This is a genomic window from Streptococcus sp. Z554 (genome assembly GCF_053010305.1).
Window position 1 is genome coordinate 138,704 of the sequence record NZ_JBRKNV010000001.1, and the last position, 22,405, is coordinate 161,108.

The window sequence follows — 22,405 nt, forward strand, 5'->3', positions numbered from 1 at the left end:
CAAATTCCTTGGCTTTTTGGTAAAATAGTAGGGATAAGTGAGAGGAAAGAGGTATAGTTGTGAAGATTAGAATGAGAAATACCATCAAGTTCGATGAACAATTAGAAGTAATCGACCAACTTTATGATGTTGAATTACGTGAAAAAGGCGATTTTACCTATCTTTTGTTTTACAATGAAGAGCAAGAAAAGGTTGTGATTAAGTTTCAGGAAGAAGAGCTAGTCATGACGCGTTTCTCAAATCCCAAGACCATCATGCGTTTTCTCAAGGGTACCGATAGCTTAGCCTATATTCCAACACCTATGGGAATGCAGGAGTTTATCATCCAAACAAGCCACTATGAAGCTGGTGAAGAGAAGATTGAACTAGCTTACCAACTACAAAACAAAGAAGGAGTTCCATTTGCCAACTACTGTCTAGAAATTACCTGGGGATAAAAAAAGAGGCTAGGACAAATGTTCTAGCCTCTAAATTGTCTTTTGATTGTCGAGCAAGACGCAGTGGTTGAGTGGGCTCTACTACGCTGATTTCATCAGCTTTTACAGCCCTACTCAACTGTGCGGAGATGGGACGACGAGATCGAATTCTAACGAGTGACCGATTTCTGTCCCACTCTCATTTGATATAGAGTTCTTGATTTTTTAGAACGATCTCACGTACACTTGCATATTTTTTCAGTTTTTTAAGTTCTTCTGGATGGGTTACAAGTGTGATGACATATCCTTCTTTCCCCATACGTCCTGTACGTCCAGCACGGTGAGTATAAGTTTCCGTGTCTCTAGGGACATCAAAATTAATCACGCATTCCAAGCTATCAATGTCGATACCACGAGCGAGAAGGTCTGTGGCAAGAAGTAGTGTCAGTTGATTATCTTTGAATTTTTCTAGAATAACTTTTCTAAACTTAACGTTGACATCGCTAGCTAGCGAAACTGCTAAAACATCACGATATTGTAATTTTTCCTCGGCACTTCCAAGGTCTGACAAGCTATTAAAGAAGACGAGACCACGGAAATCTTCAACCTGTGCCAGTTTACGAAGCATATCGACTCGGTGACGTTGGTCCACCTGCATGTAAAAGTGTTGGATGTTGTCTAATTTTTGATCCGAGAGGTCAATGGTGCGCGTGTTAGGTGCGATTTTATCTTGGTCAAATTTGGTAGTGGCACTCATGTAGATGAGTTGGTGGTCACGAGGTGCGTAGTGGGTAATCTTTTCCACAAAATGAATCTGAGAATCATCAAGTAGTTGGTCGAATTCATCCAGAATGATGGTTTCCACGTTCATCATCTTGATTTTTTTCAATTTGACCAGTTCAAAGATACGACCAGGTGTTCCAATCAAAATTTCTGGACCTTTTTTAAGTCGTTCTATTTGGCGTTTTTGGCTCGAACCTGATAGAAATAGCTGAGCTGTTAATCCGATAGCCTCAGCCCAGGTTTTAGTGACGTCAAAAATTTGTCCAGCAAGCTCAGTATTCGGTGCTAAAATCAAGAGTTGTTGGGCTTTTTTCTTTTGGAGTTTGAGAAGACTAGGTAGGAGATAGGCCAAAGTCTTTCCTGTTCCAGTTGGACTGACTCCAAGAAGATTTTCACCTTCTGTTATAGGTTCAAAAAGTTGAGTTTGAATGGGAGTAAATTCTTGGAAGCCCAGTTGGTCAATCAATTCTTGCCATTCGGTAGGTAGTTTGGTTTTCATTTTTCTGCCTCAAATCTAATGCCAGCATCCTGGCGCATGGTGTAAAGTAGGTCGTGGACGTGTGTCGCATCATCAATCCAAGATTGGTAGAGAGTTTGATCTGGTTGCTGGACCATGTTTGCAAAAGCAGTAACTTCCTCAGTCATGGTGTGAGGAGCCTGCTGGATAGGAAGCTGGACTTGATTTCCTTGATGATCTGTAAAAATAGCTGAGCGAACATGTTCAATTGTATTAAGTGTCAGTGTTCCATCTGTCGTATATATTTCGCAAGGAAGATTAGAAGTGATATTCTTTCCTGCTTTGATGTGTACTTGATAGTTAGGATAGGTGAGAGTGCCATCTCCATTTAAATCAATGCTATTATCTAGTTTCTGAGCTTGATAGGTTGCATGAGTCGGTTTTCCAAACAAGCGAACAGCTGCATAAATCGGATAAATACCAAGATCCATAAGGGCCCCGCCTGCAAAACGGTCTGAGAAAACGTTTGGAGTATTGCCAGCAAGGAGTTCAGGCATTTTAGATGAATATTTGGCAAAGTTAAAATCTGCACCAAGAACCTCTTTGTCAGCAAGGAAGCTCTTAATTGTAGCGAAAGCATCTTCATGATAGTTACGTGCTGCTTCAAAGATAAAACATTTATTATCTTTAGCCGTTTGAACTAATTCCTGCCATTCTTGTGGTTGAGTGACAGCTGGTTTTTCAAGGATAACATGTTTTCCAGCAGTTAAAGACATCTTTGCCTGACTAAAATGCAGGGAATTGGGACTAGCAATGTATACCACATCGAATGAATCCTTAAAGAAATCATTTAGTTGATCAAATAGCTTAACGCCTTGATACTGTTCAACAAACTTTTCTGCGGTTTCTATTTTTCTAGAATAGACTGCACCCAGTTGAAATTTCCCGCTAGTATGGGCAGCCTCTAGAAAATGATGGCTGATTGAACTAGTTCCTATGATACCAAGTTTTAGCATAGTTACTCCTTTTCCACAAGTAATGATTGATTTCATTATATCATAGAAAGAGCCAACTCGTTACCTTGAGATAATTCTTTTGCTTTGATACTTCTAAATTTCTAGAAAAAATGGTACAATGGTTACTGGATATTTAGGAGTTTAGTATGAGATTATTACCTATGAGAAAAATTTCTCGTCATTCAAAAAGATTGGCGCTTTTTTTGACTTTTTGTGCAGGCTATGTCGATGCCTATACCTTTATTGTAAGAGGGAATACCTTAGTCGCTGGGCAAACGGGGAATGTGGTATTTCTATCAGTCGGAATCGTTCAGAGAAATTTGGCTGATGCTGAAATAAAGATATTGACACTTTTATCTTTCATGTTAGGCGTTTTTTTGCTTACGATTTACAAGGAAAAACTTCGCATTGTTAAAAAACCTATTCTATCACTTGTTCCATTAGCTATTTTATCATTGATAATCGGCTTTATTCCATTGAGTGTTGATAACATGTTTATTGTTCCTCCTCTGGCTTTTTGTATGGGTCTCGTTACAACAGCTTTTGGAGAAGTTTCTGGAATTGCCTATAACAATGCCTTTATGACGGGAAATATCAAACGTACCATGTTAGCTTTTGGTGAATACGTCCGAACCAAGCATACAGCGTTTTTGATGGAGGGCTTGATTTTTGTGAGTCTACTCATTAGTTTCATTCTAGGTGTAGTATTTTCAGCATACTTAACCATTGTTTTCAACGAAAAAACGATTTTAGGTGTCCCTATCATGATGAGTATTTTTTATCTAAGTATGGTTTTATCTGCTTTGCGAAAAAAGTCTACTAAAACGCTGAATTTTGAGTGAAAATACTTGTCAAAAATTTAGAATCATGCTATACTTGTAGAGTTGACTATGCACAGTCCTGTGCAACCGCACGAACATCGTCGCTCATCCCATGAGCTTAAGTGGTTCGTCCCACGATGCTAGGCGAGTCTTCACAAAAATTCGGGGAAACCCAAAAAATCATAGGAGGTGCATAATGAGCACATACGCAATTATCAAAACTGGCGGAAAACAAGTTAAAGTTGAAGTTGGTCAAGCAGTTTACGTTGAAAAATTGAACGTTGAAGCTGGTCAAGAAGTTACTTTTAACGAAGTTGTTCTTGTTGGTGGTGAAAACACTGTTGTCGGAACTCCACTTGTTGCTGGAGCTACTGTAGTTGGAACTGTTGAAAAACAAGGAAAACAAAAGAAAGTTGTTACTTACAAGTACAAACCTAAAAAAGGTAGCCATCGTAAACAAGGTCACCGTCAACCATACACTAAAGTTGTCATCAACGCAATCAACGCTTAATTTTAAGGAGAACACATGATACAAGCAGTCTTTGAGAGAGCCGAAGATGGCGAGCTGAGGAGTGCGGAGATTACTGGACACGCCGAGAGTGGCGAATACGGCCTAGATGTCGTGTGTGCATCGGTTTCTACGCTTGCCATTAACTTTATCAATTCCATTGAGAAATTTGCAGGCTATGAACCAATCTTAGAATTAAACGAAGATGAAGGTGGCTATCTGATGGTTGAAATTCCAAAAGATCTTCCTTCTCACCAGAGAGAAATGACACAATTATTCTTTGAATCATTTTTCTTAGGTATGGCAAACTTATCGGAGAACTCTTCTGAGTTCGTCCAAACCAGAGTTATCACAGAAAACTAACACGGAGGAAAACATTATGTTAAAAATGACTCTTAACAACTTGCAACTTTTCGCCCACAAAAAAGGTGGAGGTTCTACATCAAACGGACGTGATTCACAAGCTAAACGTCTTGGAGCTAAAGCAGCTGACGGACAAACTGTTTCAGGTGGATCAATCCTTTACCGTCAACGTGGTACACACATCTATCCAGGTGTAAACGTTGGACGTGGTGGAGACGATACTTTGTTCGCTAAAGTTGAAGGCGTAGTACGTTTCGAACGTAAAGGTCGCGATAAGAAACAAGTTTCTGTTTACCCAATCGCTAAATAAAAAGGTCCAGTGAACCTTTTTATCCCGAGCCTTGAAATAAAAAGGCGAGGATGCTTAAAAGAGCACTAAACAAAGCTTTCCGAATTTTTCGGAAAGCTTTTTTTGATTCAAACAAGAGAAGGAAAATATAAAAAAATTCTTCGGAAGCTATTAGAATCAATTTCCTTTTAAGAAACTTATTTAATCTATAATCATAGATAATAAGAAAGAAATATGGTATAATATAGGGTGAGACCTTATGAATAAATAGTGAAAGAGTATATATAAAATAATGAAAAAAATTGTCATTAACGGTGGACGTCCATTAAAGGGTGAGATTACCATTAGCGGTGCAAAAAATAGTGTGGTAGCCCTGATTCCTGCTATTATTTTATCAGATGATGTTGTTATTTTGGACTGTGTTCCAGACATCTCTGATGTCGCTAGCTTGGTTGATATTATGGAAATTATGGGTGCTAGTGTAAAGCGCTATGACGATGTTCTAGAGATTGACCCTCGTGGTGTTCAAAATAAACCAATGCCATACGGGAAAATCAACAGTCTTCGTGCATCTTATTATTTTTATGGTAGCCTTCTTGGACGTTTCGGTGAAGCAACAGTAGGTTTACCTGGTGGATGCGATTTGGGCCCTCGTCCAATTGACTTACACTTGAAAGCCTTTGAAGCAATGGGTGCTAAAACGACCTATGAGGGAGACAATATGAATCTCTCAACAAATGGTTCTAGGTTGCAAGGGGCACACATCTACATGGATACTGTAAGTGTTGGAGCAACGATTAATACGATGCTTGCAGCGGTAAAAGCCCAAGGACGTACAGTCATTGAAAATGCTGCTCGTGAGCCTGAAATCATTGATGTAGCTACTTTGCTAAACAATATGGGAGCTCATATTCGTGGTGCAGGTACAGATATAATCACAATTGATGGTGTTGAAACACTCCATGGAACTCGACACCAAGTTATTCCTGACCGTATTGAAGCAGGGACTTATATTGCAATGGCTGCTGCTGTGGGCCAAGGAATTCGTATCAACAATGTACTTTATGAACATTTAGAAGGTTTCATTGCGAAACTTGAAGAAATGGGTGTTCATATGACAGTTTCTGAAGATAGTATCTACGTTGAAGAACAAACAAATCTCAAGGCTGTAAATATCAAAACAGCTCCATATCCTGGATTTGCGACAGACCTTCAACAGCCAATTACTCCTCTTCTTTTAAAAGCAGAAGGGCGAGGAACACTGATTGATACAATCTATGAAAAACGTGTGAATCATGTCTTTGAATTAGCTAAAATGAACGCAGATATTACGACAACCAATGATCACATTTTCTATAAGGGTGGCAATCCTTTACACGGTGCAAGTGTAAGAGCGACTGACTTACGTGCAGGAGCAGCCTTGGTGATTGCCGGATTAATGGCTGAAGGTAAAACAGAGATTACTAGTGTAGAGTTCATTTTAAGAGGCTACTCAAACATTATTGAAAAATTACGTAACCTTGGAGCAGATATTGAGCTAATCGAAGATTAGTCATTTTGAGGAACACAATGAATATCTGGACAAAATTAGCAATGTATTCTTTCTATGAGACGGAACGTTTGTATTTCCGTCCATTCTTTTTTACGGATGTAGATGACTTTCATCAACTAGCATCAGATCCTGAAAATCTCCAATTTATTTTTCCTACGCAAGCTAGCATTGAGGAAAGTCAATATGCTCTTGCTAACTACTTTATGAAATCACCATTAGGGATTTGGGCTATTTGTGATCAAAAAGACCAAAAAATGATTGGAGCTATCAAGTTTGAAAAGCTAGATGAAATACGGAAAGAAGCGGAAATTGGCTATTTTTTAAGGAAAGACTATTGGTCTCAGGGATATATGACTGAAGCAGTGACTAAATTACGCGATTTGTCTATGAATCAGTTTGAATTAAAGCAACTTTCGATTGTGACGCATCTAGAAAATAGTGCTAGTCAAAAGGTTGCACAAAAATCAGGCTTTGTTCTATATCGTCGTTTCAAAGGTAGTGATCGATATACTCGCAAGATGCGAGATTATCTAGAATTTCGCTATACAAAAGGAGAGCTAAATGAGTAAACACCAAGAAATTTTAGCTTATTTAGAAGAATTACCAGTCGGAAAACGCGTCAGTGTTCGAAGTATTTCAAATAGACTTGGAGTGAGTGACGGTACAGCCTATCGTGCTATCAAAGAAGCCGAAAATAGAGGATTGGTTGAAACACGTCCTCGAAGTGGAACTATCCGTGTCAAGTCAAAAAAAGTTGCTATTGAGAGACTGACCTTTGCAGAAATTGCAGAAGTCACTGGTTCGGAAGTTTTAGCTGGTCAGGCTGGTCTCGATAGAGAATTTAGTAAATTCTCTATCGGAGCGATGACAGAAAAGAATATTCTTTCTTATCTTCATGATGGTGGTCTACTCATTGTCGGAGATAGAACACGAATCCAATTATTGGCACTTGAAAATGAAAATGCAGTCTTGGTAACCGGTGGATTTGAAGTTCATAAAGATGTTTTGGCTGCTGCTAATAAGAAAAACATCCCAGTGTTACGTAGTAAACATGACACATTTACGATTGCAACCGTGATTAACCGAGCTTTGTCAAATGTTCAAATCAAGACAGATATTTTAACGGTTGAAAAAATCTATCGTACTTGTCATGAATATGGTTTCTTACAGGAAACGGATACTGTAAAGGATTATTTAGATTTAGTTCGTAAGAATAGAAGTAGTCGCTTTCCTGTTATCAATCAACACAAGGTTGTTGTGGGTGTGGTAACCATGCGAGATGCTGGAGATAAATCACCCGGGACTACCATTGATAAGGTCATGACAAGATCTGTCTACATGACCGGTTTAGCAACAAATATTGCTAACGTGAGCCAGAGAATGATTGCTGAAGATTTTGAAATGGTACCTGTAGTACGGAGCAATCAAACCTTACTTGGTGTCATTACTAGACGTGATGTCATGGAGAAAATGAGTCGTTCTCAGGTTTCAACACTACCAACCTTTTCAGAACAGATAGGACAGAAGTTGTCTTATCATCACGATGAAGTTGTTATTACAGTTGAACCCTTCATGTTAGAAAAAAATGGTGTTCTAGCTAATGGTGTTCTTTCAGAAATCTTGACTCATATGACACAAGACTTGGTCGTGAATAGTGGGCGTAACCTCATCATTGAACAAATGTTGATTTACTTCTTACAGGCTGTTCAGATTGATGATGTTCTACGGATTCAAGCTAGAATTATTCATCATACGAGACGATCGGCTATTATCGATTATGATATTTATCTCAATCATCAAATAGTATCTAAAGCAAATGTAACTGTAAAAATTAATTAGAATCTAGGAGTAAACATGATTACATTAAAATCAGCTAGAGAAATCGAAGCTATGGATAAGGCCGGTGATTTTCTTGCCAGCATACATATTGGCTTGCGTGAAATCATCAAGCCAGGCGTAGATATGTGGGAAGTAGAAGAGTATGTTCGCCGTCGTTGTAAAGAAGAGAATTTCCTTCCACTACAGATTGGTGTTGATGGGGCCATTATGGACTATCCCTATGCAACCTGCTGTTCGCTCAATGACGAAGTAGCACACGCCTTCCCTCGTCATTATATCCTCAAAGAGGGTGATCTTCTCAAGGTTGATATGGTCCTGGGTGGACCAATTGCAAAATCAGATCTTGATGTTTCTAAATTGAATTTTAATAATGTGAAACAAGTTAAAAAGTATACTCAAAGCTTTACGGGTGGTCTAGCTGATTCTTGTTGGGCTTACGCTGTAGGAACACCATCGGAAGAAGTTAAAAACTTGATGGACGTGACCAAAGAAGCTATGTATAAAGGAATCGAGAAGGCTGTTGTCGGCAACCGTATCGGTGATATCGGTGCAGCTATTCAAGAATATGCTGAAAGTCGTGGATACGGTGTTGTTCGTGACCTCGTAGGGCACGGTGTTGGTCCAACCATGCATGAAGAACCAATGGTTCCAAACTACGGTATCGCAGGTCGTGGTCTTCGCCTTCGTGAAGGCATGGTTTTAACCATCGAACCTATGATTAACACAGGTGATTGGGAAATCGATACAGATATGAAAACAGGTTGGGCTCACAAAACCATTGATGGTGGTTTATCATGTCAGTACGAGCATCAATTTGTTATTACCAAAGATGGTCCTGTAATCTTGACAAGTCAAGGTGAAGAAGGAACCTATTAATCAAAAAAAGGAGCTAGGCTCCTTTTTTGTTTCTTAAAGTTGAAATTAAATTTACGTAGCAGATATCTTACAAACGTTTTCTTTTATAGTAAAATAGATGATGAATAGTTGAAAGAAGGTTTTTACTTGGAAAGTATTTTATTTTTTTCTTCGGTCTTTCTAGCCGGAGTTTTGTCATTCTTTTCTCCATGTATCTTTCCCTTGTTACCGGTTTATGCTGGGGTCTTGTTAGATAATGAGGAAAAGTCAACGACATTTCGATTTTTTGGAAAAGATGTGTCATGGTCTGGGTTGATTCGAACACTCTGTTTTATTGCTGGTATCTCTCTCATCTTTTTTATTCTAGGGTTTGGAGCAGGATATCTGGGGAATTTACTCTACGCTGACTGGTTCCGTTATGTGATGGGAGTCATGATTATCATACTAGGCTTGCATCAGATGGAAATCCTTCATCTACGGAAATTAGAGATTCAAAAAACCGTTACATTTAAGAAAAAACAGTCTAGTAAATATCTATCGGCCTTTTTACTAGGTATAAGCTTCAGCTTTGGTTGGACTCCTTGTATTGGTCCAGTTTTAAGCTCTGTATTAGCACTAGCTGCGTCAGGAGGAAATGGAGCTTTCCAGGGAGCTTTATTAACTCTAGTATATACTTTAGGGATGGCATTACCATTCTTGTTATTGGCATTGACTTCAGAACTCATCATGCCCTACTTTAGTAAAATCAAATCTCACATAGTCTTATTGAAGAAAATCGGTGGTTTACTGATTATTCTCATGGGAATTTTACTGATGCTCGGACAGCTAAATGTATTATCTGGAATATTCGGATAAAAGGAGTTACATATGAAAAAAATTATCTATTTTGGACTTAGTGTCTTATCCCTATTTCTTCTGATTGCTTGTAGCAAGGGAGAGGAAAAATCAAGTCAAGAAAATCAAACAAGTCAGCCCCAGCAGCAAGCAACTGTTAAGCAAATAGCTGTAGGGGCAGAAGCGCCTGATTTCACGCTCCAATCAATGGACGGAAAAGAGGTCAAACTATCTGACTTTAAAGGTAAAAAAGTCTATCTTAAATTCTGGGCATCTTGGTGCGGACCTTGTAAAAAGAGTATGCCAGAATTGATGGATCTTGCTGCCAAAGAAGATCGTGGTTTTGAAATATTATCTGTCATTGCACCAGGTTTACAAGGTGAAAAATCAATAGAACAATTTCCAAAATGGTATCAGGATCAAGGTTACAAGGATATACCAGTCTTGTATGATACGCAAGGAGCTACCTTCCAAGCCTATCAGATTCGAAGCATTCCAACAGAATTTCTAATTGATTCAAATGGTAAAATCGCCAAGATTCAAATAGGAGCAATCAGTAATGCTGATGCAGAAGCAGCTTTTGCTCAAATGGATTAAAGTCATATAAAAAATGTCTAGACTGTTTTGTCTAGACATTTCTTTTTTTTAAAAATTAAATGAAATTAGTTTTTAGAAGCAGCTTGGAATTCTGGGTTTTTCCATGCTTCGTCAATAATTTCTTGCAATTCACGAGCAGAAAGTTGCATTTTTTGAGTTTCAGCGTCGTTCAATGGGATGTTAACTGGGCGAACGATACCGTGCGCACCAACGATAGCTGGTTGACCGATAAAGACGTTTTCAACACCGTATTGACCTTCTTGGAAGACTGAAAGTGGAAGAACTGCATTTTCATCGTCAAGAATTGCTTTTGTAATACGAGCTAGGGCAACAGCGATACCGTAGTAGGTTGCACCCTTTTTGTTGATGATTGAGTAAGCTGCGTCACGAACTGAGATGAAGAGTTCAACAAGATCAGCTTCATTCAAATCACGGTTAGCTTGCAACCATTGTTCCAATTTTACACCGGCAACGTTAGCGTGTGACCAAACTGCAAACTCAGAGTCACCGTGCTCACCCATGATGTAGGCGTGAACTGAACGTGCATCAACACCGATAGTTTCAGCAAGTGCTTGACGGAAACGAGCTGAGTCAAGTGAAGTACCTGAACCGATAACGCGTTCTTTAGGGAAACCTGAGAATTTCCATGTTGAGTAAGTCAAGATGTCAACTGGGTTAGCAGCAACAAGGAAGATACCGTCAAATCCAGATGCAACAACTTGTTCAACGATTGATTTGTTGATAGCAAGGTTTTTACCTACTAGATCAAGACGAGTTTCACCTGGTTTTTGTGGAGCTCCAGCAGTGATAACTACAAGGTCCGCATCCGCACAGTCTTCATACTTAGCTGCATAGATTTTCTTAGGTGAAGTAAACGCAAGCGCGTGGCTAAGGTCTTCAGCATCACCAACTGCTTTTTCAAACAATTGTGGAATTTCAATGATACCAAGTTCTTGTGCAATTCCTTGTGTAACGAGGGCAAAAGCGTAAGAAGAACCTACGGCACCGTCACCGACGAGGATAACTTTTTTGTGTTGTTTAGTTGCTGTCATTTGTCTAAACATCTCCTTTGTTTTTTTAAGGGAAATTCCCTATTTGATTTCATTTTATCACTTTTAGATAGCTTTGTCACGGATATACCATCCAGTTATTGAAGTAAACGTTTTAAGTGTTCAAAGACTGAAATTTAGGCTAAACTATGGTATAATATATCTAGTTACTAATAGTGAAATGAGGCATTTTTTAATGCAAGATAAAAATCTAGTGAATGTCAATCTGACAAAGGAGATGAAGACCAGCTTTATCGACTACGCCATGAGTGTAATCGTCTCGCGTGCTCTTCCTGATGTTCGTGATGGATTGAAACCTGTTCATCGTCGTATTTTGTACGGAATGAACGAATTAGGAGTTACCCCTGATAAACCTCATAAGAAATCTGCCCGTATTACAGGGGATGTTATGGGTAAATACCACCCACACGGAGACTCATCAATCTATGAAGCTATGGTTCGTATGGCGCAATGGTGGAGTTATCGCTACATGCTTGTAGACGGGCATGGTAACTTTGGTTCCATGGACGGTGATGGTGCTGCCGCTCAGCGTTATACCGAAGCACGTATGAGTAAGATTGCTCTTGAAATGCTTCGCGACATCAATAAAAATACAGTTGATTTCGTTGATAACTACGATGCCAATGAACGCGAACCTGTTGTTTTGCCAGCTCGTTTTCCAAATCTTTTAGTTAATGGTGCTACAGGTATTGCCGTTGGTATGGCGACCAATATCCCACCACATAACTTGGGTGAAACGATTGATGCTGTTAAGTTGGTCATGGATAACCCAGAAGTTACAACCAAAGATTTAATGGAAGTACTGCCTGGTCCAGATTTCCCAACTGGTGCCCTTGTTATGGGGAAATCAGGTATTCATAAGGCATACGAGACTGGTAAAGGTTCTATTGTCCTTCGTTCTCGTACAGAAATCGAGGAAACTAAAACGGGTCGCGAACGTATCGTTGTTACTGAATTCCCTTATATGGTCAACAAAACTAAAGTACATGAACATATTGTGCGTCTAGTTCAAGAGAAACGTATTGAAGGAATTACAGCTGTTCGTGACGAATCTAACCGTGAAGGTGTCCGCTTTGTTATTGAAGTTAGACGTGATGCATCAGCCAATGTTATTTTGAACAATCTATTCAAGATGACTCAGATGCAGACCAGCTTTGGCTTTAATATGTTGGCTATCCAAAATGGTGTGCCAAAGATTCTGTCTCTTCGCCAAATCTTAGATGCCTATATTGAGCACCAAAAAGAAGTAGTGACTCGTCGTACTCAATTTGACAAAGAAAAAGCTGAGGCACGCGCACACATCTTAGAAGGTCTCTTGATTGCACTAGATTATATTGATGAAGTCATTCGTATCATCCGTGCAAGCCAGACTGACGAAGAAGCTCAAGCAGAATTGATGAGCAAGTTCAAGCTATCTGAACGTCAAAGCCAAGCAATCCTAGACATGCGTCTCCGTCGTTTGACAGGATTGGAACGTGATAAGATTCAATCTGAGTATGATGACCTTATTGCTTTGATTGCTGACTTGGCAGATATTCTTGCAAAACCAGAACGCGTTGCCCAAATCATCAAAGAAGAATTGGATGAAGTCAAACGCAAGTTTGGAGATAAACGTCGTACAGAGTTGATGGTTGGTGAAGTCTTAACGCTTGAAGATGAAGACTTGATTGAAGAAACTGATGTTCTCATCACTCTATCAAATAAAGGCTACATCAAACGTTTGGACCAAGACGAGTTTACCGCTCAGAAACGTGGTGGACGTGGGGTTCAAGGGACAGGAGTCAAGGACGATGATTTTGTTTGTGAGTTGGTTTCAACAAGTACTCATGATCACTTGCTCTTCTTTACCAACAAGGGGCGTGTCTACCGACTGAAGGGATATGAAATTCCTGAATACGGTCGTACAGCTAAAGGATTGCCTGTTGTTAACCTCTTGAAACTAGATGAGGGAGAAAGTATTCAGACTATTATCAATGTCGAATCAGAACGTAGTGATGATGCCTATCTCTTCTTTACAACTCGTGCAGGAATCGTTAAGAGAACTAGCGTTAAAGATTTTGCCAACATTCGTCAAAATGGTCTCAAAGCTATCAATCTGAAAGATGAAGATGAATTGATTAATGTTCTTCTTACTCAAGACGATACGGACATCATCATCGGTACTAAATTAGGTTATGCAGTTCGTTTCAACCAGTCTTCAGTTCGCAGTATGAGTCGTAGTGCTACAGGTGTTAAAGGGGTAAATCTTCGTGAAGGTGATGCTGTAGTTGGAGCTAGAGTAATCACTGACAAAGATGAGGTCCTTATTATCACCGAAAAAGGATACGGTAAGCGTACAGTTGCCACTGAATATCCAACTAAAGGTCGTGCTGGTAAAGGTATGAAAACCGCTAATATTACTGATAAAAATGGTCCACTTGCAGGCCTTCTCACAGTAAAAGGCGATGAAGACTTGATGGTTATCACCGATACGGGTGTCATGATTCGAACGAATGTTGCCAATATTTCACAAACTGGACGTTCAACTATGGGAGTTAAGGTTATGCGTTTGGATGAAAATGCTAAGATCGTAACCTTTACAAGTGTTGCAGCGGCAGAGAAGGAAGAAGTTGGGGCAGAAAACGAAACAGAAAGTGAAGAATAATGTCTCAAAAAAGAACGAAAAATAAAAAAAATAAGCGTAAGAATCTGCTGATTAATATTTTGGCTGGATTTCTAATCCTTTTGTCTCTAGCTTTGATTTTTAATTCGAAAATTCGTAATATCTTTATGGTTTGGAATACTAACAAATATCAAGTTAGTCAGGTAACTAAGGAAAATATTGATGAAAACCTTAAAGTGGAAGGAAATTTTGATTTTGATTCCGTTAAGGCTATTTCTTCGGAGGCTGTTTTATCATCCCAATGGGATGCACAACAGTTACCTGTTATTGGTGGAATTGCAATTCCTGAAGTAGAAATCAACTTGCCAATCTTTAAAGGTTTGGACAATGTGAACCTGTTCTATGGAGCAGGTACTATGAAACCAGATCAAAAAATGGGTGAGGGAAATTATTCACTTGCTAGTCACCATATCTTCACTGCTGAAAATGCAAGTCAGATGCTCTTCTCGCCTTTGGTGAATGCTAAAGCAGGTATGAAGATTTATCTGACTGACAAAGAGAAGGTTTATACCTATGAAATTACTGAGGTTAAGCGTGTTACACCTGATAGGGTTGATGAGATTGAAGACCGGACGGGTGTTAGAGAAATTACCTTAGTAACTTGTGTTGACTATAATGAGACTGAACGAATTATTGTCAAGGGTATCTTTAAGGAAGTTAAAGCCTATTCAGATTCTCCATCAGATGTCTTGGAAGCCTTTAATAAGCCTTATAAACAAAGATATTAATCAGTAAGATAAGTAGAATGGTTCGCTAGTGATAGCGGGCCTTTTTCTTGTTATTTTTAAGAAAATAGATAGGGTAAAGACTTTTCATTTTTTTTAAAAAGTAGTATAATGTTTCTATTATAGAAATTTTTAGAAAATTCCGAAAGAGGTTTGTTATGGGATACACAGTTGCTGTTGTCGGTGCTACTGGTGCCGTTGGTGCTCAAATGATCAAAATGTTGGAAGAATCTACTCTTCCAATTGATAAGATTCGCTATTTGGCGTCTGCACGTTCGGCAGGAAAAGTTTTGCAATTCAAAGGGCAAGATGTAACTATTGAAGAAACGACAGAAGATGCTTTTGAAGGCGTTGATATCGCACTTTTCTCAGCTGGTGGATCTACCTCTGCTAAATATGCACCATACGCCGTTAAAGCAGGTGCAGTAGTGGTTGATAATACATCTTACTTCCGTCAAAACCCAGATGTACCTTTGGTTGTACCTGAGGTCAATGCACATGCGCTTGATGCACATAACGGAATCATCGCCTGCCCTAACTGTTCAACCATCCAAATGATGGTGGCTCTTGAACCAGTTCGTCAAAAATGGGGCTTGGACCGTATCATTGTTTCAACTTACCAGGCTGTTTCAGGGGCTGGTATGGGTGCTATCCTTGAAACCCAACGTGAACTTCGTGAAGTCTTGAATGACGGCGTAAACCCACGTGATTTGCATGCAGAAATCTTGCCATCAGGCGGCGATAAGAAACACTATCCAATCGCCTTTAATGCTCTTCCACAAATTGATGTCTTCACTGATAATGACTACACTTATGAAGAAATGAAGATGACAAAGGAAACTAAGAAAATCATGGAAGATGATAGCATGGCCGTTTCAGCAACTTGCGTGCGTATTCCTGTCTTGTCAGCTCACTCTGAGTCAGTTTATATTGAAACAAAAGAAGTGGCTCCGATCGATGAAGTCAAAGCTGCTATTGCTGCCTTTCCGGGTGCAGTTCTTGAAGACGATGTGGCTCACCAAATCTATCCACAAGCTATCAATGCGGTTGGTTCTCGCGAAACCTTTGTCGGACGTATCCGTAAAGACTTGGATGCTGAAAAAGGTATTCATATGTGGGTAGTATCTGACAACCTTCTTAAAGGAGCAGCTTGGAACTCAGTCCAAATTGCAGAAACCCTTCACGAACGTGGACTTGTACGCCCAACATCAGAATTGAAATTTGAATTGAAATAGGGAGCGAAACAGAAATCAGTAACTCGAAGAGTTTGATTTCGTAGTTTCGCCCCCGCACAGTTGATTAGGATACTTTTAGGGATTTGATAGCGTGTTAAAACTTAAGGAAGCACTTACTTCGTAAGTCTTATCTGCTACCTCAAAGCATTGCTTTGAGCAATCAACCACTGCGCCATGATTCAGAAATCAGTAACTCGAAGAGTTTGATTTCGCCGTTGCTATTTAGCGAATCTACTTATTTTACTTACAGAACAGGAGGCAAAGGCAAGTATGCCCCAGCCTCTTTCTTATAGAGAAAGGTTTTCCGATGTCTTATCAAGATTTAAAAGATTGTAAAATTATTACGGCCTTTATTACTCCTTTTCATGAAGATGGTTCTATCAATTTCGATGCCATTCCAAAGTTGATTGAACATTTATTGGATCATCATACAGATGGAATTCTCTTGGCGGGAACTACTGCTGAAAGTCCAACCTTGACACACGATGAGGAACTGGAGCTTTTTGCAGCTGTTCAAAAGGTTGTCAATGGTCGTGTCCCTTTAATTGCTGGTGTTGGTACCAATGATACTCGAGACTCTATAGAGTTTGTTAAAGAAGTGGCAGAATTTGGCGGTTTTGCAGCTGGTCTTGCTATTGTTCCATACTATAATAAGCCATCCCAAGAAGGTATGTACCAGCACTTTAAAGCTATTGCAGACGCTTCTGACTTGCCAATTATTATCTATAATATTCCGGGTCGTGTAGTAGTAGAATTGACGCCAGAGACCATGCTTCGCCTAGCAGAACATCCAAATATCATTGGTGTCAAGGAATGTACTAGCCTTGCAAATATGGCTTATTTGATTGAGCACAAACCAGACGAATTCTTGATTTACACTGGTGAAGATGGAGATGCTTTCCATGCAATGAACCTTGGTGCTGACGGAGTCATCTCGGTTGCTTCTCATACCAATGGTGATGAAATGCATGACATGTTCACTGCGATTGAAGAGAGTGATATGAAGAAAGCAGCAGCTATTCAGCGTAAATTTATTCCTAAGGTCAATGCTCTCTTCTCATATCCAAGCCCTGCACCTGTTAAGGCAGTCCTTAACTATATGGGATTTGAAGCCGGACCAACTCGTCTACCATTGGTTCCTACACCAGAAGAGGATGCTAAACGCATTATCAAGGTTGTTATTGATGGGGACTACGAAGCAACTAAGGCGACTGTCACTGGAGTTCTTCGACCTGATTACTAACATCATAAACAGAGATAGAAACTTCCTAACAAGTAAAATTGTTTTGAAGTTTTTTTCTTTTTTTACGAATATATATATAAAGATAAGATAACAAGGAGTTAATCATGAAGATTAAGATTGATAATTTTGAGATTTATAAGTTAAAGCAAGCAGGCTTAAGTAATCAGCAGGTTCTGAAAGTACTTCAATACGGAGAAATTTATGATCAGGAATTGAGTTTAGAGACCATCGCTGAAGCCTCAGAGTGTCGTAATCCAGTCGTTTTTATGGAGCGTTATCATAAATTAACTTTTGAGAGCATGGAACGGTTAAAGAAAGATTTTGAAAAGTTTCCATCGTTTTCGATTTTGGATGATGTTTATCCAATTTCACTTAGTGAAATTTATGATGCTCCTGTATTGCTTTTTTACAAAGGAGACCTCAATCTATTAAAACTACCCAAGATTGCGGTTGTAGGCAGTCGATCTTGTAGCCAAACAGGAACGAAGTCAGTCCGTAAAGTCATTGAAGAATTGGAAAATGAATTGGTTGTGGTGAGTGGACTTGCTAGGGGAATAGATACAGCTGCCCATATGTCTGTTCTACAAACTGGAGGCAAAACGATTGGAATTATTGGGACTGGTTTAGATGTCTATTATCCACGTTCCAATAAACGCCTTCAAGAATATATTGGAGAACATCATTTATTATTATCTGAGTACGGTCCAGGAGAAGAACCTTTAAAATATCACTTTCCTGCACGAAATCGTATGATTGCGGGTTTATGTAGAGGGGTCATCGTTGTAGAAGCTAAAATGAGATCTGGTAGCTTAATCACTTGTGAGCGAGCGATGGAAGAAGGAAGAGATGTTTTTGCAATTCCGGGTTCAATTTTAGATGGGCGTTCAGACGGTTGTCATCATTTGATCCAAGAAGGGGCAAAGTTAGCAACATGCGGGCAAGACATTCTAGCAGAATTTGAATTTTAACGAGTAAAATGATTTCATTGTGCAAACTTTTCTTCTATTATATGGGAGTTATGTCTTGACAGGTTTTTAAAAATGGTTTACACTTTATAAAGTTTATTACTTTGAGAAGGTGTGATACAGTGGCAACGGCAACCAAAAAGAAAAAATCAACAAGTAAAAAAAATCTTGTAATCGTGGAGTCTCCCGCTAAGGCAAAAACGATTGAAAAATATCTGGGACGCAATTATAAGGTTTTGGCCAGCGTGGGACATATTCGTGATTTGAAAAAGTCAAGTATGTCAGTCGATGTGGAAAATAATTACGAACCGCAATATATCAATATCCGTGGGAAAGGTCCTCTCATCAATGATTTGAAAAAAGAAGCTAAGAAGGCAAATAAAGTCTTTCTAGCGAGTGACCCGGACCGCGAAGGAGAAGCTATTTCTTGGCATTTAGCGCATATTCTCGAATTGGATGAGAATGATACTAATCGTGTTGTTTTCAACGAGATTACTAAAGATGCAGTTAAGAATGCCTTTAAAGAACCTCGTAAAATCAATATGAATTTGGTCGATGCCCAACAAGCCCGTCGTGTTTTGGACCGTTTAGTGGGGTATTCAATTTCACCAATTCTTTGGAAAAAGGTTAAAAAAGGCTTATCAGCAGGGCGTGTTCAGTCTGTTGCTCTTAAGCTAATCATTGATCGGGAAAATGAGATTAATGCCTTCCAACCCGAAGAATATTGGACTATTGATGGAGTTTTTAAAAAGGGAACCAAGCAGTTCCAAGCTTCTTTCTATGGTATGAATGGGAAGAAGATGAAGCTTGCTACTAATGAAAAGGTAAAAGAAGTTTTATCTCATCTTACTAGCAAAGACTTCACAGTGGAACAGGTTGATAAAAAAGAGCGTAAACGTAATGCACCGCTACCTTATACAACATCAACCATGCAGATGGATGCGGCAAATAAGATTAACTTCCGTACTCGTAAGACCATGATGGTTGCCCAACAGCTCTATGAGGGAATTAATATTGGTACGGGTGTACAAGGTTTGATTACATACATGCGTACGGACTCAACTCGTATCAGTCCGGTTGCACAGAATGAAGCAGCAAGCTACATCAATGAACGTTTTGGTAGCAAGTACTCTAAGCATGGAAGTAAGGTGAAAAATGCTTCTGGTGCTCAGGATGCCCATGAAGCTATCCGACCATCAAGTGTTTTCAATACACCTGAAAAGATTGCTAAGTACTTGGATAAAGACCAACTCAAACTCTATACGCTTATCTGGAATCGCTTTGTAGCGAGTCAGATGACTGGTGCGATTTTTGATACCATGGCTGTGAAGCTGTCACAAAATGGTGTTCAATTTGCAGCAAATGGTAGTCAGGTCAAATTTGATGGTTATTTGGCGATTTACAATGATTCTGATAAGAATAAGATGTTGCCAGATATGAAAGTAGGAGATGTGGTCAAACAGGTCAATAGCAAACCTGAACAACATTTCACACAACCGCCTGCACGATATTCAGAAGCAACTCTGATTAAAACTTTAGAAGAAAATGGAGTTGGACGTCCATCTACTTATGCTCCAACCATTGAGACAATTCAAAAACGTTACTATGTAAGACTCGCATCTAAACGCTTTGAACCAACTGATCTAGGACAAGTCGTTAACAAGCTAATTGTCGAATACTTCCCAGACATTGTTAATGTGAAGTTTACCGCTGAGATGGAAGGGAAACTGGATGATGTTGAGGTCGGTAAAGAACAATGGCAACGAGTTATTGATGAATTTTACAAACCATTCTCTAAAGAGGTTGCAAAAGCTGAAGCAGAGATGGAAAAAATTCAAATCAAGGATGAGCCGGCAGGATTTGACTGTGAAGTTTGTGGAAGTCCAATGGTGATTAAGATTGGACGCTTCGGTAAGTTTTACGCATGTAGCAATTTCCCAGATTGCCGCCACACACAAGCAATTGTAAAAGAAATTGGGGTAACTTGTCCCAACTGTCATCAAGGCCAAATTATCGAACGTAAAACCAAGCGTAATCGTATTTTCTACGGGTGCAATCGTTATCCAGAATGTGAATTTACTTCTTGGGATAAGCCTGTTGGGCGTGATTGTCCAAAATGTGGTCATTTCCTCATGGAGAAGAAAATCCGTGGTGGAGGCAAACAAATTGTATGTAGCAATGGTGACTACGAAGAAGAAAAAATTAAATAATTGTAAAAGGACTGAACTACTGTTTTCAGTCCTTTTAAGTTATAACTTGACAGATCTCATCATTTTATGGGAAACTAGAAGAACATTAATCTTAACTAGGAGTCAATATGCGCATCATTTATCTCAGTATTGGATTCATCTCATTAGCTTTAGCCATAATTGGTGTGGCCTTACCTTTATTACCAACAACCCCCTTTCTTTTATTGTCAATTGCCTGTTTTTCAAAATCTTCTAAACGTTTTGAGGATTGGCTCTATCATACAAAGCTTTACCAAACTTATGTTGCGGACTTTAGAGAAACGAAGTCTATTTCGCGTGAACGTAAGAAGAAGATTATTGTTTCGATTTATATCTTGATGGGAATCTCCATTTATTTTGCTCCTCTTTTACCTGTAAAAATTGCTTTAGGTTGCTTAACAGTATTTATAACCTATTATCTCTTTAAGGTCATACCAGATAAAGATTAGTTTTAAAAAGGTTTGATTTCCCTTGATAAAAAACAGAGGATGCTAAGAATAATATGATATAATAATATCAAAGAAACCTTCAAGGAGTATCAAATGATTTACGAATTTTGTGCTGAAAATGTGACCTTGCTTGAAAAAGCTATGCAGGCAGGAGCTCGTCGTATTGAGCTTTGTGATAATTTGGCAGTTGGTGGAACAACACCAAGCTACGGAGTTACCAAGGCAGCTGTGGAACTGGCAGCTAAGTACGATACGACTATCATGACTATGATTCGCCCACGTGGTGGTGATTTTGTCTACAATGACCTAGAAATTGCTATTATGCTCGACGATATTCGTCTTACTGCTCAGGCAGGTAGCCAAGGGATTGTCTTTGGTGCATTAACAGCAGATAAAAAATTGGACAAAGTCAATCTTGAGAAATTGATTGCAGCATCTAAAGGTATGGAGATTGTCTTCCATATGGCTTTTGACGACTTAAGTGACCAAGATCAACTAGAAGCTATTGACTGGCTCAGCCAGGCTGGGGTAAGACGTATCTTGACTCGAGCTGGTGTGTCAGGCGATTCTCTAGAGAAACGCCTTGCTCACTATCATAGAATTTTAGAACACGCAGCCGGCAAAATTGAAATCTTACCGGGCGGAGGCATTGACATGGACAACCGTCAAACCTTTATCGACCAACTGGGTGTGACACAATTACATGGAACTAAGGTTGTTTTTTAAAAAATAGAAAGGAACTGCTAGCTTTTGGTAGCAGTTTTCGCTTATGTTTGAAATTTTTAGAGCCTATCAATTTAACAGTAAAAAGGCTAAAGAGTATGGATTTGTAGAAGATCAAGGAATATGGACTTATAGTTCAATTATTTTGCAGGGTGATTTTCTTATGAAAGTCACAGTTGTGGACGGAGACTTAATTTTTCAGGTTTTTGATCAGGAAACTGGTGAACTCTATCCTCAAGTCCACATGGAAAGTATGCGAGGAACTTTTGTCGGAAGTGTTCGAGAGGCATGCCTAGAGCAACTTTATGAGATTCGAAAGGCCTGTTTTGAAGTACAGGAGTTTATCTGTCCACAGACCAAGAGAATCATGACTCAAGTTCAAGAAATGTATGAAAATCAACTTGAATACTTATGGGAAAAATCCCCTGATACGGCGGTTCTCCGCCATGAAGATAATCAGAAGTGGTATGCTATTTTAATGAGAATTCCTTGGGATAGGCTAGATAAGGGGAGAGAAGGATTAGTGGAAGCAGTCAATCTCAAACATGATCAAGTAGCTGACTTGCTTTCACAAAACGGGATTTATCCAGCCTTTCATATGAATAAACGCTATTGGATTAGTCTTCCACTCGATGACACTCTAACTGACGAGAAGGTACTTGAATTATTTGAGAGAAGTTACTTTTTGACTTCGAAGAAATGAAATTGTATGTTTGATTTTTCAAATAGATTCAATTACCAAAATATTCTTTACTGAAGAAATTTTCAGAAAATA

23 protein-coding genes and 1 other annotated feature are annotated in these 22,405 nt (G+C 39.2%); of the genes, 20 read left to right on the forward strand and 3 right to left on the reverse strand.

Going from position 1 to position 22,405, the window contains the following annotated elements:
• Positions 1-59 precede the first annotated feature (59 nt).
• Positions 60-437, forward strand: coding sequence for a DUF1934 domain-containing protein (locus ACVC7R_RS00790; RefSeq protein ID WP_447263093.1), 378 nt, complete (start codon positions 60-62; stop codon positions 435-437).
• A gap of 178 nt (positions 438-615) precedes the next feature.
• Here the strand turns inward: ACVC7R_RS00790 and ACVC7R_RS00795 are convergent, their stop codons facing one another.
• Positions 616-1,698, reverse strand: a complete 1,083-nt coding sequence (locus ACVC7R_RS00795) for a DEAD/DEAH box helicase (protein ID WP_447263094.1) — start codon at positions 1,696-1,698, stop codon at positions 616-618.
• Positions 1,695-2,672 carry a Gfo/Idh/MocA family protein gene (locus ACVC7R_RS00800; RefSeq protein ID WP_447263095.1) on the reverse strand — a complete coding sequence of 326 codons (978 nt, stop codon included), beginning with the start codon at positions 2,670-2,672 and terminating at the stop codon, positions 1,695-1,697. The genes ACVC7R_RS00795 and ACVC7R_RS00800 overlap by 4 nt, the downstream gene beginning before the upstream one ends.
• Positions 2,673-2,818: 146 nt before the next feature.
• Here ACVC7R_RS00800 and ACVC7R_RS00805 point away from each other — a divergent pair, with 146 nt between their 5' ends.
• From ACVC7R_RS00805 to sdbB, 10 genes are all read left to right on the forward strand, one after another.
• Complete coding sequence (locus ACVC7R_RS00805) at positions 2,819-3,514, forward strand: YoaK family protein (RefSeq protein ID WP_447263096.1); 696 nt, start codon at positions 2,819-2,821, stop codon at positions 3,512-3,514.
• Positions 3,515-3,568: 54 nt separating this feature from the next.
• Positions 3,569-3,655 (forward strand) — a sequence feature (ribosomal protein L21 leader region).
• Between the two features lie 34 nt (positions 3,656-3,689).
• Positions 3,690-4,004 carry a 50S ribosomal protein L21 gene (rplU, locus tag ACVC7R_RS00810; RefSeq protein ID WP_000109141.1) on the forward strand — a complete coding sequence of 105 codons (315 nt, stop codon included), beginning with the start codon at positions 3,690-3,692 and terminating at the stop codon, positions 4,002-4,004.
• Positions 4,005-4,019: 15 nt separating this feature from the next.
• Positions 4,020-4,364, forward strand: coding sequence for a ribosomal-processing cysteine protease Prp (locus ACVC7R_RS00815; RefSeq protein WP_000613699.1), 345 nt, complete (start codon positions 4,020-4,022; stop codon positions 4,362-4,364).
• A gap of 16 nt (positions 4,365-4,380) precedes the next feature.
• Positions 4,381-4,674 (forward strand): 50S ribosomal protein L27, encoded by a 294-nt coding sequence (rpmA, locus tag ACVC7R_RS00820; protein ID WP_006154204.1) that lies wholly within the window; start codon positions 4,381-4,383, stop codon positions 4,672-4,674.
• A gap of 271 nt (positions 4,675-4,945) precedes the next feature.
• Positions 4,946-6,205: a UDP-N-acetylglucosamine 1-carboxyvinyltransferase gene (locus ACVC7R_RS00825; protein WP_447263097.1), complete on the forward strand. Its 1,260-nt coding sequence runs from the start codon at positions 4,946-4,948 to the stop codon at positions 6,203-6,205.
• A 17-nt stretch (positions 6,206-6,222) separates the two neighbouring features.
• A complete protein-coding gene (locus ACVC7R_RS00830) occupies positions 6,223-6,774 on the forward strand; it encodes a GNAT family N-acetyltransferase (RefSeq protein WP_251935856.1) in 552 nt (183 codons plus the stop codon).
• Positions 6,767-8,044 (forward strand): CBS-HotDog domain-containing transcription factor SpxR, encoded by a 1,278-nt coding sequence (gene spxR, locus ACVC7R_RS00835; protein WP_447263098.1) that lies wholly within the window; start codon positions 6,767-6,769, stop codon positions 8,042-8,044. The genes ACVC7R_RS00830 and spxR overlap by 8 nt, the downstream gene beginning before the upstream one ends.
• 15 nt (positions 8,045-8,059) lie before the next feature.
• Positions 8,060-8,920, forward strand: a complete 861-nt coding sequence (locus tag ACVC7R_RS00840; protein WP_447263099.1) for a methionyl aminopeptidase — start codon at positions 8,060-8,062, stop codon at positions 8,918-8,920.
• Between the two features lie 126 nt (positions 8,921-9,046).
• Positions 9,047-9,754 carry a thiol-disulfide oxidoreductase-associated membrane protein CcdA2 gene (gene ccdA2 / locus ACVC7R_RS00845; RefSeq protein WP_447263100.1) on the forward strand — a complete coding sequence of 236 codons (708 nt, stop codon included), beginning with the start codon at positions 9,047-9,049 and terminating at the stop codon, positions 9,752-9,754.
• A 12-nt stretch (positions 9,755-9,766) separates the two neighbouring features.
• On the forward strand, positions 9,767-10,330 hold the full coding sequence (gene sdbB / locus ACVC7R_RS00850) for a thiol-disulfide oxidoreductase-associated lipoprotein SdbB (RefSeq protein WP_447263101.1): 564 nt from the start codon (positions 9,767-9,769) through the stop codon (positions 10,328-10,330).
• 65 nt (positions 10,331-10,395) lie between these two features.
• Here sdbB and ACVC7R_RS00855 read toward each other — a convergent pair whose 3' ends face one another.
• Positions 10,396-11,382: an L-lactate dehydrogenase gene (locus tag ACVC7R_RS00855; protein ID WP_004253416.1), complete on the reverse strand. Its 987-nt coding sequence runs from the start codon at positions 11,380-11,382 to the stop codon at positions 10,396-10,398.
• 193 nt (positions 11,383-11,575) lie between these two features.
• Between ACVC7R_RS00855 and gyrA the strand changes: the two genes are divergently transcribed.
• From gyrA to ACVC7R_RS00900, 9 genes are all read left to right on the forward strand, one after another.
• A complete protein-coding gene (gyrA, locus tag ACVC7R_RS00860; RefSeq protein ID WP_447263102.1) occupies positions 11,576-14,044 on the forward strand; it encodes a DNA gyrase subunit A in 2,469 nt (822 codons plus the stop codon).
• Positions 14,044-14,790 (forward strand): class A sortase, encoded by a 747-nt coding sequence (locus ACVC7R_RS00865; protein ID WP_447263103.1) that lies wholly within the window; start codon positions 14,044-14,046, stop codon positions 14,788-14,790. The genes gyrA and ACVC7R_RS00865 overlap by 1 nt, the downstream gene beginning before the upstream one ends.
• 155 nt (positions 14,791-14,945) lie before the next feature.
• On the forward strand, positions 14,946-16,022 hold the full coding sequence (locus ACVC7R_RS00870; RefSeq protein ID WP_447263104.1) for an aspartate-semialdehyde dehydrogenase: 1,077 nt from the start codon (positions 14,946-14,948) through the stop codon (positions 16,020-16,022).
• 307 nt (positions 16,023-16,329) lie between these two features.
• Positions 16,330-17,265 (forward strand): 4-hydroxy-tetrahydrodipicolinate synthase, encoded by a 936-nt coding sequence (dapA, locus tag ACVC7R_RS00875; RefSeq protein ID WP_447263105.1) that lies wholly within the window; start codon positions 16,330-16,332, stop codon positions 17,263-17,265.
• Positions 17,266-17,375: 110 nt separating this feature from the next.
• Entirely contained in the window at positions 17,376-18,233 is an 858-nt protein-coding gene (gene dprA / locus ACVC7R_RS00880; RefSeq protein ID WP_447263378.1) for a DNA-processing protein DprA, read from the forward strand.
• Positions 18,234-18,352: 119 nt separating this feature from the next.
• Positions 18,353-20,440: a type I DNA topoisomerase gene (gene topA, locus ACVC7R_RS00885; RefSeq protein ID WP_447263106.1), complete on the forward strand. Its 2,088-nt coding sequence runs from the start codon at positions 18,353-18,355 to the stop codon at positions 20,438-20,440.
• Positions 20,441-20,547: 107 nt separating this feature from the next.
• On the forward strand, positions 20,548-20,907 hold the full coding sequence (locus ACVC7R_RS00890) for a YbaN family protein (protein WP_447263107.1): 360 nt from the start codon (positions 20,548-20,550) through the stop codon (positions 20,905-20,907).
• 93 nt (positions 20,908-21,000) lie between these two features.
• The gene (locus tag ACVC7R_RS00895) at positions 21,001-21,633 is read left to right on the forward strand and encodes a copper homeostasis protein CutC (RefSeq protein ID WP_447263108.1); all 633 of its coding nucleotides are present in this window, start codon (positions 21,001-21,003) and stop codon (positions 21,631-21,633) included.
• A gap of 43 nt (positions 21,634-21,676) precedes the next feature.
• Entirely contained in the window at positions 21,677-22,333 is a 657-nt protein-coding gene (locus ACVC7R_RS00900) for an MmcQ/YjbR family DNA-binding protein (RefSeq protein ID WP_447263109.1), read from the forward strand.
• The last annotated feature ends 72 nt before the right edge of the window (positions 22,334-22,405 follow it).

Bases quoted from the DNA above. Each gene is read 5' to 3' on its own strand.
- ACVC7R_RS00795 (WP_447263094.1), bottom strand. From the start codon at position 1,698: ATGAAAACCAAACTACCTACCGAATGGCAAGAATTGATTGACCAACTG.
- ACVC7R_RS00800 (WP_447263095.1), bottom strand. From the start codon at position 2,672: ATGCTAAAACTTGGTATCATAGGAACTAGTTCAATCAGCCATCATTTT.
- ACVC7R_RS00805 (WP_447263096.1), top strand. From the start codon at position 2,819: ATGAGATTATTACCTATGAGAAAAATTTCTCGTCATTCAAAAAGATTG.
- rplU (WP_000109141.1), top strand. From the start codon at position 3,690: ATGAGCACATACGCAATTATCAAAACTGGCGGAAAACAAGTTAAAGTT.
- ACVC7R_RS00815 (WP_000613699.1), top strand. From the start codon at position 4,020: ATGATACAAGCAGTCTTTGAGAGAGCCGAAGATGGCGAGCTGAGGAGT.
- rpmA (WP_006154204.1), top strand. From the start codon at position 4,381: ATGTTAAAAATGACTCTTAACAACTTGCAACTTTTCGCCCACAAAAAA.
- ACVC7R_RS00825 (WP_447263097.1), top strand. From the start codon at position 4,946: ATGAAAAAAATTGTCATTAACGGTGGACGTCCATTAAAGGGTGAGATT.
- ACVC7R_RS00830 (WP_251935856.1), top strand. From the start codon at position 6,223: ATGAATATCTGGACAAAATTAGCAATGTATTCTTTCTATGAGACGGAA.
- spxR (WP_447263098.1), top strand. From the start codon at position 6,767: ATGAGTAAACACCAAGAAATTTTAGCTTATTTAGAAGAATTACCAGTC.
- ACVC7R_RS00840 (WP_447263099.1), top strand. From the start codon at position 8,060: ATGATTACATTAAAATCAGCTAGAGAAATCGAAGCTATGGATAAGGCC.
- sdbB (WP_447263101.1), top strand. From the start codon at position 9,767: ATGAAAAAAATTATCTATTTTGGACTTAGTGTCTTATCCCTATTTCTT.
- ACVC7R_RS00855 (WP_004253416.1), bottom strand. From the start codon at position 11,382: ATGACAGCAACTAAACAACACAAAAAAGTTATCCTCGTCGGTGACGGT.
- gyrA (WP_447263102.1), top strand. From the start codon at position 11,576: ATGCAAGATAAAAATCTAGTGAATGTCAATCTGACAAAGGAGATGAAG.
- ACVC7R_RS00865 (WP_447263103.1), top strand. From the start codon at position 14,044: ATGTCTCAAAAAAGAACGAAAAATAAAAAAAATAAGCGTAAGAATCTG.
- ACVC7R_RS00870 (WP_447263104.1), top strand. From the start codon at position 14,946: ATGGGATACACAGTTGCTGTTGTCGGTGCTACTGGTGCCGTTGGTGCT.
- dapA (WP_447263105.1), top strand. From the start codon at position 16,330: ATGTCTTATCAAGATTTAAAAGATTGTAAAATTATTACGGCCTTTATT.
- ACVC7R_RS00890 (WP_447263107.1), top strand. From the start codon at position 20,548: ATGCGCATCATTTATCTCAGTATTGGATTCATCTCATTAGCTTTAGCC.
- ACVC7R_RS00895 (WP_447263108.1), top strand. From the start codon at position 21,001: ATGATTTACGAATTTTGTGCTGAAAATGTGACCTTGCTTGAAAAAGCT.
- ACVC7R_RS00900 (WP_447263109.1), top strand. From the start codon at position 21,677: ATGTTTGAAATTTTTAGAGCCTATCAATTTAACAGTAAAAAGGCTAAA.